This is a genomic window from Pseudonocardia petroleophila (assembly GCF_014235185.1).
GTDB classification, from domain to species: Bacteria; Actinomycetota; Actinomycetes; order Mycobacteriales; family Pseudonocardiaceae; genus Pseudonocardia; species Pseudonocardia petroleophila.
This window is the reverse complement of sequence record NZ_CP060131.1, coordinates 3,125,857-3,141,997: the sequence shown is the minus strand read 5'-3', so window position 1 is coordinate 3,141,997 and position 16,141 is coordinate 3,125,857. Positions and strand designations below refer to the sequence as shown.

The window sequence follows — 16,141 nt, the reverse complement described above, 5'->3', positions numbered from 1 at the left end:
TCACTTCACCCTGCCTTCTGCTGATCAGCTCGCGTGTTCGTCCTGGCCGACCCTACGCGGACGGGCGTCGTGCCCGCCGCGTTCGGACCGGTTGTTCGCTCTGGGCGTGTTGCCCGGCTCAGGAGCCGCTGGGCGTCTTCTCGTCGGTGGGCTCGGCGGCGGCCTCGTCCGTGGCCGCGTCCGTGTCCGCGTCCGTGTCCGTGGCCGCGTCCGTCTCCGTGTCCGCAGCCGCGTCCTCGGTCTCGACGACCTCGCCGGGCACCTCGGTGACCTCGATGCCGTCGTCCTCGTCGCCGAGCAGGTCGGAGAGGTCGATCGTGGCGCCCGAGGCGTCGGTGACGGTGGCCGCGCGGACCGCGGTGATGAGGGCCTTGGTGCGGCGCACGTCGGCGTAGATCGCGCCGAGCTGCCCGGCCTCCTGGATGCGGCGCACGAACTCCTCGGGCGGCATCCGGTACTGCTGGGCCTGGTAGACGATGCGCTCGGTGAGCTCCTGGTCGTTGACGCTCACCTGCTCGGCGTCGGCGAGGGCGTCGAGCACGAGGCGGGTGCGGACCGACTTCTCGGCCTCCTCGCGCGTCTCGGCGTCGAACTGCTCGCGGCTGCTGCCGTCGCTCTCGAGCTGCGCGGCGAACTTGTCCTCGTCGTGGTCGAAGCCGTGGATCGCGTCGTGCGTGGTGGACTCGACCTCGGCGGCGACGATGCTCTCCGGCAGCGGCACCTCGGTGCCGTCGACGAGCGCGTCGAGCACCTTGTCGCGGGCCTGCGAGACCTGCTCCATGCGCTTGACGCGGGCCATGCGCTCGCGCAGGTCGGCGGTGAGCTCGTCGAGCGTGTCGAACTCGCTGGCCAGCTGCGCGAACTCGTCGTCGGCGTCGGGGAGCGTGCGCTCCTTGACCGCGGTGACCTTGACGGTGACCTCGGCGTCCTTGTCGGCGTACTCGCCGGCCACGAGCTTCGTGCTGAAGGTCTTCTCGTCGTCGGCCGACATGCCGCGCACGGCCTCGTCGAGGCCGTCGATCAGGCCGCCCTGACCCACCTGGTAGGAGAACCCGCTGGTGGTGGCCTCCTCGACGGCGACGCCGTCGACGGTGGCGGAGAGGTCGATGAGCACGAAGTCGTCGGTGGCCGCGGCCCGGTCGACGCCGGCGAGCGTGCCGAAGCGCGCGCGCAGGTTCTCCAGCTGCTCGTCGACGTCGGCGTCGGTGACCTCGACGTCGTCGACGGTGACCGTCAGGCCGTCGAGGTCGGGCAGCGTCAGCTCGGGGCGGACGTCGACCTCGGCGGTGAACGAGAGGTGCTCGCCGTCGGCGATCTCGGTGACCTCGATGTCCGGGCGCCCGATGGGCGTGACCTTCTCCTCGGCGGCGGAGACGGCCTCGGAGTACTTGGTCGGGACAGCGGCGTTGACGACCTCGTCGAGGACGACACCGCGGCCGAGGCGGGCCTCGATGATCCGCGCGGGGACCTTGCCCTTGCGGAACCCGGGCACGGAGACCTGCTGCGCGATCTTCTTGTACGCGCGGTCGAAGTCCGGCTTGAGCTCGTCGAAGGGCACCTCGACGGCGATCCGGACCCGCGTCGGGCTCAGGCGCTCAACGGTGCTCTTCACGATCGGCTCTTCACGGTGGGGATACTCCTCATTCTGCGGAACACAGACGCGATTGCGGCACGTACGACGCCGTGCCGACGGCATTCCGAGCGAGTCTAGGTGAGGCGGTGTCCGGACCTTCGCCCGGCCGCTACAGCGCGGGGGCGGCGGCGAGCGCGGGCACGACGTCGGAGAACGTGACGTCGACGGGCACCGGGCCCAGCACCCCGCGCACGGCGGCGGCCAGCTCGTCGGCCAGCTGCGGCAGCGGGAGACCCAGGCGGGCGACGACCGCGACCTCGACGGGCTCGTCGCCGACGCCGAGCCGGACGCCGTCGACGCGGCCGCGCCCGGGCAGGTGCGAGGTGACGGTGCCCCACGGGCCGCCGTCGAGCCGGGCGACGGCGGGGTGGGCGGCCACGGCGTCGGCGACGGCGCGGGCCGTGGCGGCGACGGCGTCGGGCGGCGGGGGCACGGCGTCACGGTAGCCCGGACCGGACCCGTCCGGGTACACGGCGGAGCGGCCCGCCACGTGCAGTGGCGGGCCGCTCGTCGGGCCGTCGCGGCGGCTCAGCTCCGGTCGCCCTTGAGCTTGTCGCCCAGGTTCGACGCGGCGTCCTTGACGGAGTCGCCGGTCTGCTTCACGTTGCCGCTGAGCTGGTCCTTCTGGCCCTCGGCCTGGAGCTTCTCGTTGCCGGTCAGCTCGCCGACCTTCTCCTTGACCTCACCGATGACCTCTTCGGCCTTGTGCTTGGCCTTGTCGACGAAGCTCATGGTGCTCCCTCCTGTCGGGGGACGTCGCGCGCGGCCGGCTCTCCGGACGGCTACCGTGTCCCACTGGTGGTGAGACGTCGCGCCGGCCGCCGTCCTCACGGTGAGGCGCGTCACACGGCCACCGATCGCGCAGGCACGAATGTCACACGCACGGATCAGCACAGCCACGGATCTCACAGCCACGGATCGCACGGCCACGGATCGGAGCGCGGTTCAGGTGACCACCCCGGTCGGCCTCGCGGTCGTCGTCCCCGAGGTGCGGGAGGACGTCCCGGTGCCCGACGAGCTCGACGAGCAGACGCTCGTGGTGCGCGCCCAGGAGGGCGACGCGCGGGCCTTCGAGATGCTCGCCCGGCGCCACCAGGACGCGCTCTACCGACTGGCCGTCCGCGTGATGGGCGACCCGGCCGAGGCCGAGGACGCGCTGCAGGAGGCCCTGCTCGACGCGTGGCGGCGGATCGGGCGCTTCCGCGGCGAGTCCGCGTTCTCGACGTGGATGTACCGCGTCGTCACCAACCGGTGCCTGGGCATGCTGCGCAAGCGCCGCCCGCTGCCGGTCGAGGAGATCGAGGCCCCGGCCCCCGCGCACGACTCCCCCGAGCGCGCGGCCGAGCGCGACGCGGGGATGGCCGCGCTGCACCGCGCGATCGCCACGCTGCCCGACGACCTGCGCGTCGCCTGGGTGCTGCGCGAGATGGAGGGCCAGGGCTACGCGGAGATCGCCGCGATCACCGGGGCCACCGAGGACGCCGTGCGCGGGCGCATCCACCGGGCCCGCACGAAGCTGGCGGAGGCGATGCGGTCGTGGCGCTGAACCCGTCCCCCGGACCCGACCCCGACGGCCGCCTCGCCTGCGGGCGCGACGCCGCCGCGGTGTGGGAGCGTGCCGTCGCGGGCGAGCCCGCCGACGCGCACGAGCGCGACTGCCCGCACTGCACCGCGGCCGCCGCCGACGCCCGCGGCCTCGGCGCACTGGTGCAGCGGATGGCGCAGGACCGGCCGGAGCCGCCGCCGTCGGTGCTGGACCGGGTGATGGTCGCCGTCCGCACCGAGCTGCGCCCGCACGACGTCCTCACGCTGCCGTCCCCGCACGGCCCGGCCCGGCTCTCCCGCGCCGCCGCGGCGTCGGTGCTGCGGCACACCGTCGACGGTATGGCCGGGGTGCGGGCGCGCAGCTGCCGGATCGAGCAGGTCACCGACACGTTCTCCGGCGAGCCCGGGCACGCCGCGGACGTGCGGATCACCGTCACCGCCCGGTTCGGCGTCGACCTCGCTTCGGTGACGGCCCGCGTGCGGCAGATGGTCGCGGCGTCGGGCGAGCAGGCGCTCGGCGTGCCGGTGCGCCGGGTCGACATCGAGGTCGTGGACGTGTTCGGGGGCGAGTGGTGAGCGGGGCACCGGAGGTCCGCGTGCACGTCGGCGACGCCGTCGTGGCCCGGGTGGCGGCGCACCGCGCCCGCCGCGTCCCCGGGGTCGTCGCCCTGCGCGCCGACCTCACACAGGCCCTGCTCGGCCTCGCCGACTCCGTCCTGCACCCCGACCGCGACACCGGCGCGCTGCCCGCCGACGGCGTGCACGCCCAGGTGCACGGCGGCTCCGTCGAGGTCACGATCACCCTCGCCACCCGGCTGGGCCACAACTGCCGCGACGTGGCCCAGTCCGTGCAGCGCGAGGTGGCCGCCGAGGTGGCCGCCTACACCGGGCTCGACGCCGTCGTCAGCGTCGTCGTGGCCGAGGTGCTGCTCGACTAGCCGTCCCGGTTCAGCACGCAGTCGCCGCACAGCCCCCCGTCGCGCACGCGGTAGTACAGGCAGCAGGACCGGCGGCGGAAGGTCCACCCGTGGTCGGGCCCGGTCGGGGCGCGCCGCTCACCGGTGCCGGCGAGCGGGCCGGTGTCGAGCAGCCGCTCCGCGACCCGGGCCGCCGCGTCCGCCGCCTGCGGCCGCTGCGCGCCGATCAGCCGCTTCCCGCTCGCCACCGACGACGCCACGCTCCCCCACAGCACGCGCTCGGAGACCGCCACCTGGGCCCGGACCGCGGCGACCAGCGGCCGCAGGTGGTCCTCGAACAGGGCCCCGGCCAGCGCGGCGGCCCCGTCCGCGACGGCGGTGCCGGTCGGGTCGGGGCACCACAGCTCCCACGGGCCGCCCTCGACGGGGCGCCAGTGCAGCACGTCGGGACCGAGGTGGGGCAGCACGCCGTGCACCGCCACCGCGGCCAGCGGCGGCGACAGGACCAGTGCGGCGATGCCCTGGAACGCGATCGACGCCGCCACCCGGTCGTCGCTGTGCAGCACCGTCCGGACGTGGGCGATGCGGGCCCGCAGCGGCTCCGGGTCGGTGTAGAGGTCGCGCAGGGGGCGCCGGCCGGGTCCCCCGGCGTCCGGGCCGGTCCGGACGAGGAAGAACGGGCTGAGCCGGCCCACGTCGGCGAGCACGTCCCGCACGTCGGTCTCCACCGGACCAGTGTCCCCCGGACGGGCGTCGCGACACACCCGGACGGCCGTTCCGCGGGCGGCGTACACGCTACCTGCCCGGACCCCCCGACGTCGGCTCCCGCCCTGGTCACCGTGCTCACGTCCGCAGCACTGGCGGACGCGAGCCATCGCGTGCGACGCTGTTCGGCGCGCAAGTGCACCCATCGCCGCGTGCCTGCGCGCCACGAGACGTCCCGGCCGACTCCCCACCAGGTGACCGGTCGTCGTGCCGGAACCGGTCACCACCACCACCGGGTTCGGTGCACCCAGATGCACCCGTTCGGACCAGCAACCCGCGTCCCGACGGGCGCGTCGGATATCGTCAACCCCCACCATCACGTCGTCCCGATCGCCCACAGATCCTGGGTGTCAGTGTCGGGGTGCACCGAGACGACAGGAGGCACTGTTGGCTGCCATCACGAAGCGAACCGGCACAGCGGTCACCTCGGAGGGGCTCTACGCCCCGGATTTCGAGCACGACGCCTGCGGCGTCGCCATGGTCGCCGACCTGGCCGGCCGCCGCGACCACTCCATCGTGCGCAAGGCCCTCACGGCCCTGCTGCGCCTGGAGCACCGGGGCGCGCGCGGCGCCGAGGCCAACACCGGCGACGGCGCGGGCATCCTCATCCAGCTGCCGGACGCCTTCTTCCGGGAGGTCGTGGACTTCCCGCTCCCCGCCGAGGGCGCCTACGCCGTCGGCACCGCGTTCCTGCCCACCGACGAGGCCGAGGCCGACGCGGCCGTCGCGGAGATCGACCGCCTCGCCGCCGAGGAGGGCCTCACCGTCCTCGGGTGGCGCGCGCTCCCCGTCGACCCCGACGGCGCCGACATCGGCCCCACCGCCCGGGCCGCGATGCCGGCCTTCCGCCAGCTGTTCCTGGCGGGCGCGAACGACGAGTCGGGCATCGAGCTCGAGCGCCTCACGTTCTGCCTGCGCAAGCGGGCCGAGCACGGCACGGGCACCTACTTCCCGTCGCTGTCGCCGCGCACGATCGTCTACAAGGGGATGCTGGCCGAGCCCCAGGTCGAGGCGTTCTACCCGGACCTGTCCGACGAGCGCGTCACCTCGGCGCTGGCCGTCGTGCACTCCCGCTTCTCGACGAACACGTTCCCGGCCTGGCCGCTCGCGCACCCCTACCGCTACGTCGCGCACAACGGGGAGATCAACACCCTGCGCGGCAACCGCAACTGGATGGCCTCGCGCGAGGCGCTGCTCCGGTCGGAGGTGATCCCCGGGGACCTGTCCCGCCTGTCCCCCGTCGTCACCCCGGACGCGAGCGACTCCGCCACGTTCGACGAGGTGCTCGAGCTGCTGCACCTGGGCGGGCGCAGCCTGCCGCACGCGGTGCTGATGATGATCCCCGAGGCGTGGGAGAACCACGACGAGATGGACCCGGCCCGCCGGGCCTTCTACGAGTTCCACTCCACGCTGATGGAGCCGTGGGACGGTCCCGCGCTCGTCGCGTTCACCGACGGCACGCTGATCGGGGCGGTCCTCGACCGCAACGGCCTGCGCCCCGCGCGCTACTGGGTCACCGACGACGGCACCGTCGTGCTGGCGTCGGAGGTGGGCGTCCTCGACGTCGCCCCCGCCAACGTCGTGCGCAAGGGCCGGCTCGAGCCGGGCCGGATGTTCCTGGTCGACACCGCGGCGGGCAAGCTCGTCGACGACGCCGAGATCAAGGGCGCCCTGTCCGCCGAGCACCCCTACGCCGACTGGCTGCACGCCGGCCTGATCCACCTGGCCGACCTGCCCGCGCGCGACCGCGAGGTCCCGAGCCACGCGGCGCTCACCCACCGCCAGCAGTCCTTCGGCTACACCGAGGAGGAGCTCAACCTCCTGCTCAAGCCGATGGCCTCGGCCGGTGCGGAGCCGATCGGCTCGATGGGCAACGACGCGCCGATCGCGGCGATGTCGGAGCGCCCGCGGCTGCTGTTCGACTACTTCACCCAGCTGTTCGCCCAGGTCACCAACCCGCCGCTGGACGCCATCCGCGAGGAGCTCGTCACCTCGCTGCAGAGCCAGCTCGGACCGGAGCAGAACCTGCTCGACGCCACCCCGGCCAACTGCCGCACGATCGTGCTGCCGTTCCCGGTGCTGGGCAACGACGACCTCGCGAAGATCGTCCACATCAACGACGACGGCGAGCTGCCGGGCTTCGCGTGCGTCACGGCGAAGGGCGTGTTCAAGGCGGCCGAGGGCGGCGAGGGGCTGCGCAGGCGGCTCAACGAGATCTGCCGCGAGGTGTCCGAGGCCATCGAGGACGGCGCACGCCTGATCGTGCTGTCCAACCGTGGCGTCGACGCCACGCACGCCCCGATCCCGTCGCTGCTGCTCACCGGCGCGGTCCACCACCACCTGGTGCGCGAGAAGACCCGCAGCCGGGTCGGGCTCGTCGTCGAGTCCGGCGACGCCCGCGAGGTGCACCACATCGCGCTGCTCATCGGCTACGGCGCGGCCGCGGTCAACCCGTACCTGGCGATGGCCACCGTCGAGGACCTCGCCGAGCGCGGCGACATCCCCGGCGTCGACCCCGCCACCGCGGCGAAGAACCTCGTCAAGGCGCTCGGCAAGGGCGTCCGCAAGACGATGTCGAAGATCGGCGTCTCCACCGTCGCCTCCTACACCGGGGCGCAGATCTTCGAGGCCATCGGGCTGGGCAAGGAGATCGTCGACGAGTGCTTCTGCGGCACCACGTCGCGCCTGGGCGGCGTCGGCTACGACGTGCTCGCCGAGGAGGTCCTGCGCCACCACCGGCACGCCTTCCCGTCCGACGAGGTGCGCGCCTCGCACCGGGCGCTGGAGGTCGGCGGCGAGTACCAGTGGCGCCGCGAGGGCGAGCTGCACCTGTTCAACCCGCAGACCGTCTTCAAGCTGCAGCACTCCACGCGGGCCGGGAAGTACGAGGTCTTCAAGGACTACACCCGGGCCGTCGACGAGCAGGCCGGGCGGCTCAACACGCTGCGCGGGCTGTTCGCGTTCCGGGAGGGCGTGCGGCCGGCGGTGCCGATCGAGGAGGTCGAGTCCGTCGACTCCATCGTGACCCGCTTCGCCACCGGCGCCATCTCCTACGGCTCGATCAGCCAGGAGATGCACGAGACGCTCGCCATCGCGATGAACCGCCTCGGCGGCAAGTCCAACACCGGTGAGGGGGGCGAGGACTCCGACCGCTGGACGCCCGACGCCAACGGCGACTCGCGGCGCTCGGCGATCAAGCAGGTGGCGTCCGGGCGCTTCGGCGTCACGAGCGAGTACCTCGTCAACTCCGACGACATCCAGATCAAGATCGCGCAGGGCGCCAAGCCCGGCGAGGGCGGGCAGCTGCCCGGCGGCAAGGTCTACCCGTGGATCGCGAAGACCCGGTACTCCACGCCGGGCGTCGGGCTGATCTCGCCGCCGCCGCACCACGACATCTACTCCATCGAGGACATCAAGCAGCTCATCCACGACCTGAAGAACGCCAACCCGACGGCCCGCATCCACGTGAAGCTGGTCAGCCAGGTCGGCGTCGGCACGGTCGCGGCGGGCGTGGCGAAGGCCTACTCCGACGTCGTGCTCATCTCGGGGCACGACGGCGGCACCGGCGCGTCACCGCTGAGCTCGATCAAGCACGCGGGCGGCCCGTGGGAGCTCGGCCTGGCCGAGACCCAGCAGACGCTGCTGCGCAACAACCTGCGCGACCGCATCGTCGTGCAGGCCGACGGGCAGCTCAAGACCGGCCGCGACGTCATGATCGCGGCGCTGCTGGGCGCGGAGGAGTTCGGCTTCGCCACCGCCCCGCTCGTCGTCAGCGGCTGCATCATGATGCGCGTCTGTCACCTGGACACCTGTCCGGTCGGCGTCGCCACCCAGAACCCCGTGCTGCGCAAGCGCTTCGACGGGCGGCCGGAGTACGTCGTCAACTTCATGCGGTTCGTCGCGCAGGAGGTGCGCGAGTACCTGGCGGCGCTGGGCTTCCGCACGCTGGCCGAGGCCGTGGGCCACGCGGAGCTGCTCGACACCGACGACGCCGTGCGGCACTGGAAGACCGAGGGCATCGACCTGTCCCCGATCTTCGAGGTCCCGGAGCTGCCCGCGGGCGCACCGCGGCACAACACCACCGCGCAGGACCACGGTCTGGACAAGGCGCTCGACAACACCCTGATCCAGCTGTGCGAGGGTGCGCTGCGCTCCGGCGACAAGGTCCGGCTCGACCTGCCGGTGCGCAACGTCAACCGCACGGTCGGCACGATGCTCGGCCACCACCTCACGAAGCAGTGGGGCGGCGAGGGCCTGCCCGACGACACGATCGACGTCACGCTCACCGGCTCGGCCGGCCAGAGCTTCGGCGCGTTCGTGCCGAAGGGCATCACGCTGCGGCTGGTCGGCGACACCAACGACTTCTTCGGCAAGGGCCTGTCCGGCGGTCGCCTGACCCTGCGGCCCGACCCGACGGCGCCGTTCGTCGCCGAGGACAACATCATCGCCGGCAACGTGATCCTCTACGGGGCCACCTCGGGCGAGATCTTCGTCCGCGGCATCGTCGGCGAGCGGTTCTGCGTCCGGAACTCCGGTGCGCTGGCCGTCGTCGAGGGCGTGGGCGACCACGCCTGCGAGTACATGACCGGCGGCCGCGTCGTGGTGCTCGGGCGGATCGGGCGGAACTTCGCCGCGGGCATGTCCGGCGGCGTCGCCTACGTGCTCGACCTGCCGACCCACCGCGTCAACCCCGAGATGGTCGACATCGACCCCCTCGACGACGACGACCGCGCGTTCCTGCGCGAGACCGTGGAACGGCACTACGCCGAGACCGACTCCGCCGTCGCGAAGGCCCTGCTCACCGACTGGGACGACAGCGTCGGCCGCTTCGGCAAGATCATGCCGCGCGACTTCAAGCGCGTGCTGCAGGCCCGCGAGGCCGCCGAGCGCGACGGCCGCAACGTCGACGAAGCCATCATGGAGGCGGCACATGGGTAGGTCGAACGTCGACGAAGCCACCATCACACCGGGGGAGGCCGCACATGGGTGACCCGAAGGGATTCCTCACCACCAAGCGGGAGGGGCCCACGCGCCGCCCGGTCGACCTGCGCCTGAGCGACTGGCGCGAGGTCTACGAGGACTTCGAGCGCGGCAAGCTGGAGAAGCAGGCCGGGCGCTGCATGAACTGCGGCATCCCGTTCTGCCACCAGGGCTGCCCGCTGGGCAACCTCATCCCGGAGTGGAACGACCTCGTCTACCGCAAGGACTGGCGTGAGGCCACCGAGCGGCTGCACGCCACGAACAACTTCCCGGAGTTCACCGGCACGCTCTGCCCCGCCCCGTGCGAGGCGGCCTGCGTGCTGGCGATCAACGACGACGCGGTCACGATCAAGCAGGTCGAGATCGAGATCGTCGACCGGGCGTGGGACGAGGGCTGGGTCCCGCCGCAGCCCGCGCAGACGAAGACGGGCAAGAAGGTCGCCGTCGTCGGGTCCGGGCCGGCCGGGCTGGCGGCCGCGCAGCAGCTCACCCGCGTCGGTCACGACGTCGTGGTGTTCGAGCGGTCCGACCGCATCGGCGGGCTGCTGCGCTACGGCATCCCCGAGTTCAAGATGGAGAAGTCCCGGCTCGACCGGCGCCTGGAGCAGATGAAGGCCGAGGGCACGCTGTTCCGCGCCTCGGTCGACGTCGGCGTGGACGTCACGGTGGAGCAGCTGCGCGCGGACTTCGACGCCGTCGTGCTCGCCGGCGGGGCCACCGCGTGGCGCGACCTGCCCGCGAAGGGCCGCGAGGTCGAGGGCGTGTACCAGGCGATGGAGTTCCTGCCGTGGGCCAACCACGTGCAGCAGGGCGACATCGACGCGCCGGAGATCACCGCGGAGGGCAAGCACGTCGTGATCATCGGCGGCGGGGACACCGGCGCCGACTGCCTCGGCACCAGCCACCGCCAGGGCGCGCTGTCGGTCACGCAGCTGGAGATCATGCCGACGCCGCCGGAGAAGCGCGACGAGGGCATGCCCTGGCCGACGTACCCGATGGTCTACCGGGTCACCTCGGCGCACGAGGAGGGCGGCGACCGCCTGTTCTCGGTCAACACCACCGAGTTCGTCGGCGACGCGGACGGCAAGCTCCAGGCCATCCGCATCGTCGAGGTGACGCGCGGTGAGAAGGGCTTCGACGAGGTGCCCGGCACCGAGCGGGAGCTCCCGGCCCAGCTGGTGCTGCTCGCGATGGGCTTCGTCGGCCCGGAGAAGGGCAAGCTGCTCTCCGAGCTGGGCGTGGAGCTCGACGAGCGCGGCAACGTCGCGCGCGACAGCAGCTTCATGACCAGCGTCGACGGCGTGTTCTCGGCCGGCGACATGGGCCGCGGCCAGTCGCTGATCGTGTGGGCGATCGCGGAGGGTCGGTCCGCGGCCGCCGGGGTCGACGCCTACCTCACCGGGCGCGACGTCCTGCCCCGCCCGATCGACCCCACCGACCGCCCGCTCGTCTGAGTCACCGGCCGCACCTCCCCCGGGGGTGCGGCCGGTGATCGGCTCCGGCCGCACCCCAGCGCCCGCGTCGGGGCGCTGCCGTGCGGACCGCGGCGATCGTCGGGGCATGGAGGAGCGGGCGGCGAGGGCCCGCCGCACCGCGGCCGCCACCGTCCGCGGCCGGTGGAGCACGTCAGCGGCTCCGAAGCGGAGCACCGTCCAGCCGGCCGACGACAGATACGCCTGGCGGGCGAGGTCCCGTCGCGCGCGCTCGGGCGTGCGGTGCTCCCGACCGTCGTACTCCCGCGAGCAGCACGTCGGGGTAGGGCGTGTCGAGGTCGTAGGCGCCCGCGGGGTGCTGCAGGACCGGTGGCGGAAGCCCGTCGAACGCGATGGCCAGCCGGATCCGCGTCTCCATCGGGGACTCCGCGAGCGGGTGGGCGAGCCGCGCGACGTCGGGGAGCCGCCCGCTCCCGGGCGCGCCGAGGTGGTGGTGGCCGAAGCGGGCCACGTCCCACGGGTCCAGCGAGAACCGGTGCGCCAGCGCGTCGACCGCCACCACCGCCTCGACGAGCGGGAGCCTGCAGGCCAGGCGGAAGGCGGTGTGCAGCGGCGACGTCACCCGCACCTCCCCCACCCGCCACCGCTCGCCGGGCGGGACCGCCTCCTCCCGCACGAGCAGGCCGGGCCGCGACCGCATCCGCGTCGGGCTGACGACCTCGGCGGGGGCGTCCTCCGGTCCGCAGGAGGCACCCAGCAGCTCGGCCGCGGAGTACCCGCCGAGCAACCCGGTGCCCTCGACGAGCAGGTACGCGGCCTCGGAGCGCAGCGCGAGATCGACCTCGACGTCGGCGCAGCCGTAGACGTCGCGGAACAGGCGACGGAAGCGCGGGCCGCGCAGCATCGTCGGGGTGAGGATCCCGAAGGCGACGGCCCGGGTTCCGCGGAACGGTCGGCACAGGTTCACGGCGGGTTGGACGGAACGGGACCGCCCGCGGTTCCCTCCCGCCCACGATCCTTCCCTCCCGCACACCGTGGTCCCGGGCAGCACCGTGCGGTGAACGACGATCACGGGACCGGGAGCGGTACCGGCTCCGTCCATCCCGACGCCTTCCGCCCGTGCCGCCGCGCGACACCCCGACCGGACCGTGATCGGTGCCGGCCGCACCCCAGCGCCCTCCCGAGGGCCGCACCGTGCGGCACGCGCCGATCACCGACGGGCCGGGGTCAGGTGGGCGGGGCGGCGATGCCCGCGCCGTAGCGGTCCAGCACCCGCGCCCGCAGCCGCTCGTCGGTGCGGGGCACCGGTTCCAGGAAGATCTCGTCGAGCTGCGGGAACCGCTCGCGCAGGGAGTCGTCGATCTCCACGCACGCGCGCTCGAGGTCGGCCGCGCCCAGCGCGTCGTCGAAGTCGACGCGGGCGCAGACCAGCACGCGGTCGGTGCCGAGCGTCATCGTGAGCAGGTCGACGACCTTCTCGACCTCCGGCCGCGCGGCGAGGTGGTCGCGCACCGCGTACACGAGCCGGGGGTCGGCCTGCCGGCCGATCAGCAGGCCCTTGTTCGTGGCCCCCAGTACGTAGGCGACGCCGGAGAGCAGCACCCCGATCAGCAGCGACGCCAGCCCGTCCCAGAAGCTCGACCCGGTGATCTGGTGCAGCCCGATCCCGCCCAGCGCCAGCAGCAGACCGACCAGGGCGGCGCTGTCCTCGAAGAACACCGTCTTGACGGTGGGGTCGTCGGTGGTGCGCAGGAACTGCACGAAGCCCTGGTCGTGGGCGCGCGACTCGTTCCGGACCTGCCTGACCGCCTGCAGCCACGAGACGCCCTCCAGCAGGAAGGACCCGCCGAGGACGGCGTAGGCGACCCAGACGAGGGTCTGCTCCTCGCCCTCGCCGAGCATCGTCGAGAGTCCCTCGTAGATCGCGAACACCGCGCCGGAGACGAAGATGCTGACGGCGGCGATGAGCGCCCAGAAGAACCGCTCCTTGCCGTAGCCGAAGGGATGACGGCGGTCGGCGGGCTTCTCCGAGCGGCGCAGCGCCGTGAGCAGCAGCCCCTCGGTCGCGGTGTCGGCGACGGAGTGCGCCGCCTCCGCGAGCATCGCCGCGGAGCCGGTGAGCACGCCGGCCACCAGCTTGAGCACGCCGATCAGTGCGTTCGCCCCCAGCGCGACGAGCACGGTGAGCGTGCTCTCGCCGCCCCCGGTCTTCTCCTGCTCCGGCACGGCGGGAACGCTACGCGCTCAGCGCCCCCGCGAGCCGTCCGACGACCGGGGTGGGGGTCATCGTGCGCCTTCCGTTCGACATCGATTGGTTCGGTATCTCACGTATCACGCGCACGATGACCGCCCGGGCCGCGAAGTCTCAGCCGTCGGTCAGCTCCAGCTCGAAGGCGTCGTCCCCGATCCAGACGCGCAGACCCTCGGCGTCGTCGGTGAGGTAGCCGTCCTCCTCCTCGCCCAGCTCACGGGCGGCCCCGAGGGCGAGGTAGCTGTAGCGGATCCGCCCCTCCCCGATGTCGATCGGCCGGTACTCCCGAGCCAGACCCGCGGTGCGGCTCTCCGTGGCGAGCCACGCGGCGTGGTCGATCCCGACCTCGGCCTCCCACACATCGCTCTTCATGGCGGAAGTATCACCGGCCGTGATCACCGGCACGTTCTCATCCTGAGACGGAATCGGCTGGTGGCCTCCTCGCACATGCGAGTGCACGCGGATATGGGCCGACGACACACGGCGATGCGCCTCACACTCCCCTAACGTCTCGGCCCATGACGATTCTGGCGGGACGGACGGCGCTGGTCACGGGTGCGGCGTCCGGGATCGGGGCGGCGATCACGCGCCGCCTCGTCGACGACGGGGCTCACGTCATCGCGGTCGACCGCGACGAGGCGGGCCTCCAGGCGCTCGACGGGGTGGAGCGCGTCGTGTGCGACCTCTCCGACCTCGACGCCGTCGACGCGCTGCCGTCGGCGGTGGACGTGCTCGTCAACAACGCGGGCATCCAGCACGTCGCGCCCGTGCACGAGTTCGACCCCGAGCGGTTCGGGTTCATCCTGCGCGTGATGCTGGAGGCGCCGTTCCGGCTCTCCCGGCTGGTCCTGCCGCACATGTACGAGCGCGGCTGGGGGCGGATCGTCAACGTCTCCAGCGTGCACGGGGTGCGCGCGAGCCCGTTCAAGTCGGCCTACGTCAGCGCCAAGCACGGGCTGGAGGGACTGTCGAAGGTGATCGCGCTGGAGGGCGCGGCGCACGGCGTCACCAGCAACTGCCTCAACCCCGCCTACGTGCGCACACCGCTGGTCGAGAAGCAGATCGCCGACCAGGCGCGCACGCACGGCATCGACGAGTCCGAGGTCCTGGAACGGATCATGCTCACCCCCGTGGCGGTGAAGCGGCTCGTCGAACCCGCGGAGGTCGCCGAGCTCGCCGCCGTGCTCTACGGCCCGGCGTCCGGCTCGATCTCCGGTACCTCCCTGCTCATGGACGGCGGCTGGACCGCCCACTAGTCAGAAAGGGTTGCCCCATGGCTGAGACCCAGCCACGCAGCTCCATCGTCAAGGTCGTCGGCGCGAGCATGGCCGGCACCACGGTCGAGTGGTACGACTTCTTCCTCTACGGCGTCGCCGCGGCGCTCGTCTTCCCCACCGTCTTCTTCCCCGGCAACGACCCGGCGACGGGCGTGCTGCTCTCGCTCGGCACGTTCGCCGTCGGCTTCATCGCCCGCCCGGTCGGCGGGCTGGTGTTCGGCCACTACGGCGACAAGATCGGCCGCAAGACGCTGCTCGTCGTCAGCCTGCTGATGATGGGCGTCGCGACGTTCCTCATCGGGCTGCTGCCCGGCTACGCCACCATCGGCATCGCGGCGCCGATCATCCTCGTGCTGCTGCGGCTCGTGCAGGGCTTCGCGCTCGGCGGCGAGTGGGGCGGGGCGGTGCTCATCGTCTCCGAGCACGGCGACCCGAAGCGCCGCGGGTTCTGGGCGAGCTGGCCGCAGGCCGGCGCCCCGGGCGGGCAGCTGCTCGCCAACGGCATCCTGGCGCTGCTCGCGGCGTTCCAGAGCGAGGCCGACTTCCTGTCCTGGGGATGGCGCATCCCGTTCCTGCTCTCCGCCGTCCTCGTGCTGATCGGGCTCTACATCCGCCTGTCGGTCGAGGAGTCGCCGGTCTTCCGCGAGGCGCAGGAGCTCGCGAAGCAGCGGGCCGCCGACGGCGCCGCCGACGCCATGCCGATCCTCGAGGTGCTGCGCAGCTACCCGCGCGAGGTGCTGACGGCGATGGGCGCGCGGTTCGCCGAGAACGTCTCGTACTACATCTTCACGATCGTCGTCAGCACCTACGCGACGACGCAGCTCGACCTCTCGACGAGCTTCGTGCTCGGCGCGGTGCTGATCGGTGCGGCGGTGCACTTCGTGACCATCCCGATCTGGGGTGCGCTGAGCGACCGGTTCGGCCGCAAGCCGATCTACCTGCTCGGGGCCGTCGGCGTCGGGGTGTGGGCGTTCGCGTTCATCGCGCTGCTCGACACGCGCAGCTTCGGCGCTGCCGTGCTCGCCGTCGTCGGCGGGCTGGTCTTCCACGGCGCCATGTACGGGCCGCAGGCGGCGTTCCTGTCCGAGCTGTTCGGCACGAAGGTGCGCTACTCGGGCGTGTCGATCGGCTACCAGCTCGCGTCGATCCTCGCCGGTGGTCTCGCCCCGCTGATCGCGGTCGCGCTGATCACGGCGTACGGCAGCGGGTACCCGGTCGCGGTGTACGTCGCGGCGTCGGCGGTGCTGACGATCCTCGCGGTGGCCACCTACTCCGAGACGCGCCACCGCGACCTCGCCGACGACCCGGCGCTGCCGAAGGCCGTGTCGCGCTAAGTTCTC

Annotated in this window: 13 protein-coding genes; 7 read left to right on the top strand and 6 right to left on the bottom strand. The window is 72.8% G+C overall.

Features of this window, described 5'->3' with window-relative positions:
• Nucleotides 1-118 precede the first annotated feature (118 nt).
• The 3 genes from tig to H6H00_RS15650 form a co-directional block, all read right to left on the bottom strand.
• Entirely contained in the window at nucleotides 119-1,612 is a 1,494-nt protein-coding gene (tig, locus tag H6H00_RS15660) for a trigger factor (protein WP_185721961.1), read from the bottom strand.
• 130 nt (nucleotides 1,613-1,742) lie between these two features.
• Nucleotides 1,743-2,066: a hypothetical protein gene (locus tag H6H00_RS15655; protein WP_185721960.1), complete on the bottom strand. Its 324-nt coding sequence runs from the start codon at nucleotides 2,064-2,066 to the stop codon at nucleotides 1,743-1,745.
• A 95-nt stretch (nucleotides 2,067-2,161) separates the two neighbouring features.
• Nucleotides 2,162-2,365, bottom strand: coding sequence for a CsbD family protein (locus tag H6H00_RS15650; protein WP_185721959.1), 204 nt, complete (start codon nucleotides 2,363-2,365; stop codon nucleotides 2,162-2,164).
• A gap of 217 nt (nucleotides 2,366-2,582) precedes the next feature.
• Between H6H00_RS15650 and H6H00_RS15645 the strand changes: the two genes are divergently transcribed.
• Genes H6H00_RS15645 through H6H00_RS15635 form a run of 3 tightly spaced genes read left to right on the top strand, consistent with a single transcriptional unit; the run spans nucleotide 2,583 to nucleotide 4,116 of the window.
• Nucleotides 2,583-3,179, top strand: a complete 597-nt coding sequence (locus tag H6H00_RS15645; protein ID WP_255425782.1) for an RNA polymerase sigma factor — start codon at nucleotides 2,583-2,585, stop codon at nucleotides 3,177-3,179.
• Nucleotides 3,170-3,754, top strand: coding sequence for an Asp23/Gls24 family envelope stress response protein (locus H6H00_RS15640; protein WP_255425781.1), 585 nt, complete (start codon nucleotides 3,170-3,172; stop codon nucleotides 3,752-3,754). The genes H6H00_RS15645 and H6H00_RS15640 overlap by 10 nt, the downstream gene beginning before the upstream one ends.
• Nucleotides 3,751-4,116 (top strand): Asp23/Gls24 family envelope stress response protein, encoded by a 366-nt coding sequence (locus H6H00_RS15635; RefSeq protein WP_185721957.1) that lies wholly within the window; start codon nucleotides 3,751-3,753, stop codon nucleotides 4,114-4,116. The genes H6H00_RS15640 and H6H00_RS15635 overlap by 4 nt, the downstream gene beginning before the upstream one ends.
• On the opposite strand, the gene H6H00_RS15630 is transcribed toward H6H00_RS15635, so the two are convergent.
• Nucleotides 4,113-4,823: a (2Fe-2S)-binding protein gene (locus H6H00_RS15630; RefSeq protein ID WP_185721956.1), complete on the bottom strand. Its 711-nt coding sequence runs from the start codon at nucleotides 4,821-4,823 to the stop codon at nucleotides 4,113-4,115. The two genes, H6H00_RS15635 and H6H00_RS15630, sit on opposite strands and share 4 nt — an antisense overlap.
• A gap of 424 nt (nucleotides 4,824-5,247) precedes the next feature.
• Between H6H00_RS15630 and gltB the strand changes: the two genes are divergently transcribed.
• Nucleotides 5,248-9,798, top strand: coding sequence for a glutamate synthase large subunit (gltB, locus tag H6H00_RS15625; RefSeq protein WP_379539688.1), 4,551 nt, complete (start codon nucleotides 5,248-5,250; stop codon nucleotides 9,796-9,798).
• A 44-nt stretch (nucleotides 9,799-9,842) separates the two neighbouring features.
• The gene (locus H6H00_RS15620) at nucleotides 9,843-11,294 is read left to right on the top strand and encodes a glutamate synthase subunit beta (protein ID WP_185721955.1); all 1,452 of its coding nucleotides are present in this window, start codon (nucleotides 9,843-9,845) and stop codon (nucleotides 11,292-11,294) included.
• Between the two features lie 1,206 nt (nucleotides 11,295-12,500).
• Here H6H00_RS15620 and H6H00_RS15610 read toward each other — a convergent pair.
• Together H6H00_RS15610 and H6H00_RS15605 are read right to left on the bottom strand one after the other, a co-directional pair.
• Nucleotides 12,501-13,499 (bottom strand): cation diffusion facilitator family transporter, encoded by a 999-nt coding sequence (locus H6H00_RS15610; RefSeq protein ID WP_185721954.1) that lies wholly within the window; start codon nucleotides 13,497-13,499, stop codon nucleotides 12,501-12,503.
• A gap of 139 nt (nucleotides 13,500-13,638) precedes the next feature.
• On the bottom strand, nucleotides 13,639-13,896 hold the full coding sequence (locus H6H00_RS15605) for a hypothetical protein (protein WP_185721953.1): 258 nt from the start codon (nucleotides 13,894-13,896) through the stop codon (nucleotides 13,639-13,641).
• A 146-nt stretch (nucleotides 13,897-14,042) separates the two neighbouring features.
• Here H6H00_RS15605 and H6H00_RS15600 point away from each other — a divergent pair, with 146 nt between their 5' ends.
• Nucleotides 14,043-14,780: a 3-hydroxybutyrate dehydrogenase gene (locus H6H00_RS15600; protein WP_185721952.1), complete on the top strand. Its 738-nt coding sequence runs from the start codon at nucleotides 14,043-14,045 to the stop codon at nucleotides 14,778-14,780.
• A 17-nt stretch (nucleotides 14,781-14,797) separates the two neighbouring features.
• A complete protein-coding gene (locus H6H00_RS15595) occupies nucleotides 14,798-16,135 on the top strand; it encodes an MFS transporter (RefSeq protein ID WP_185721951.1) in 1,338 nt (445 codons plus the stop codon).
• The last annotated feature ends 6 nt before the right edge of the window (nucleotides 16,136-16,141 follow it).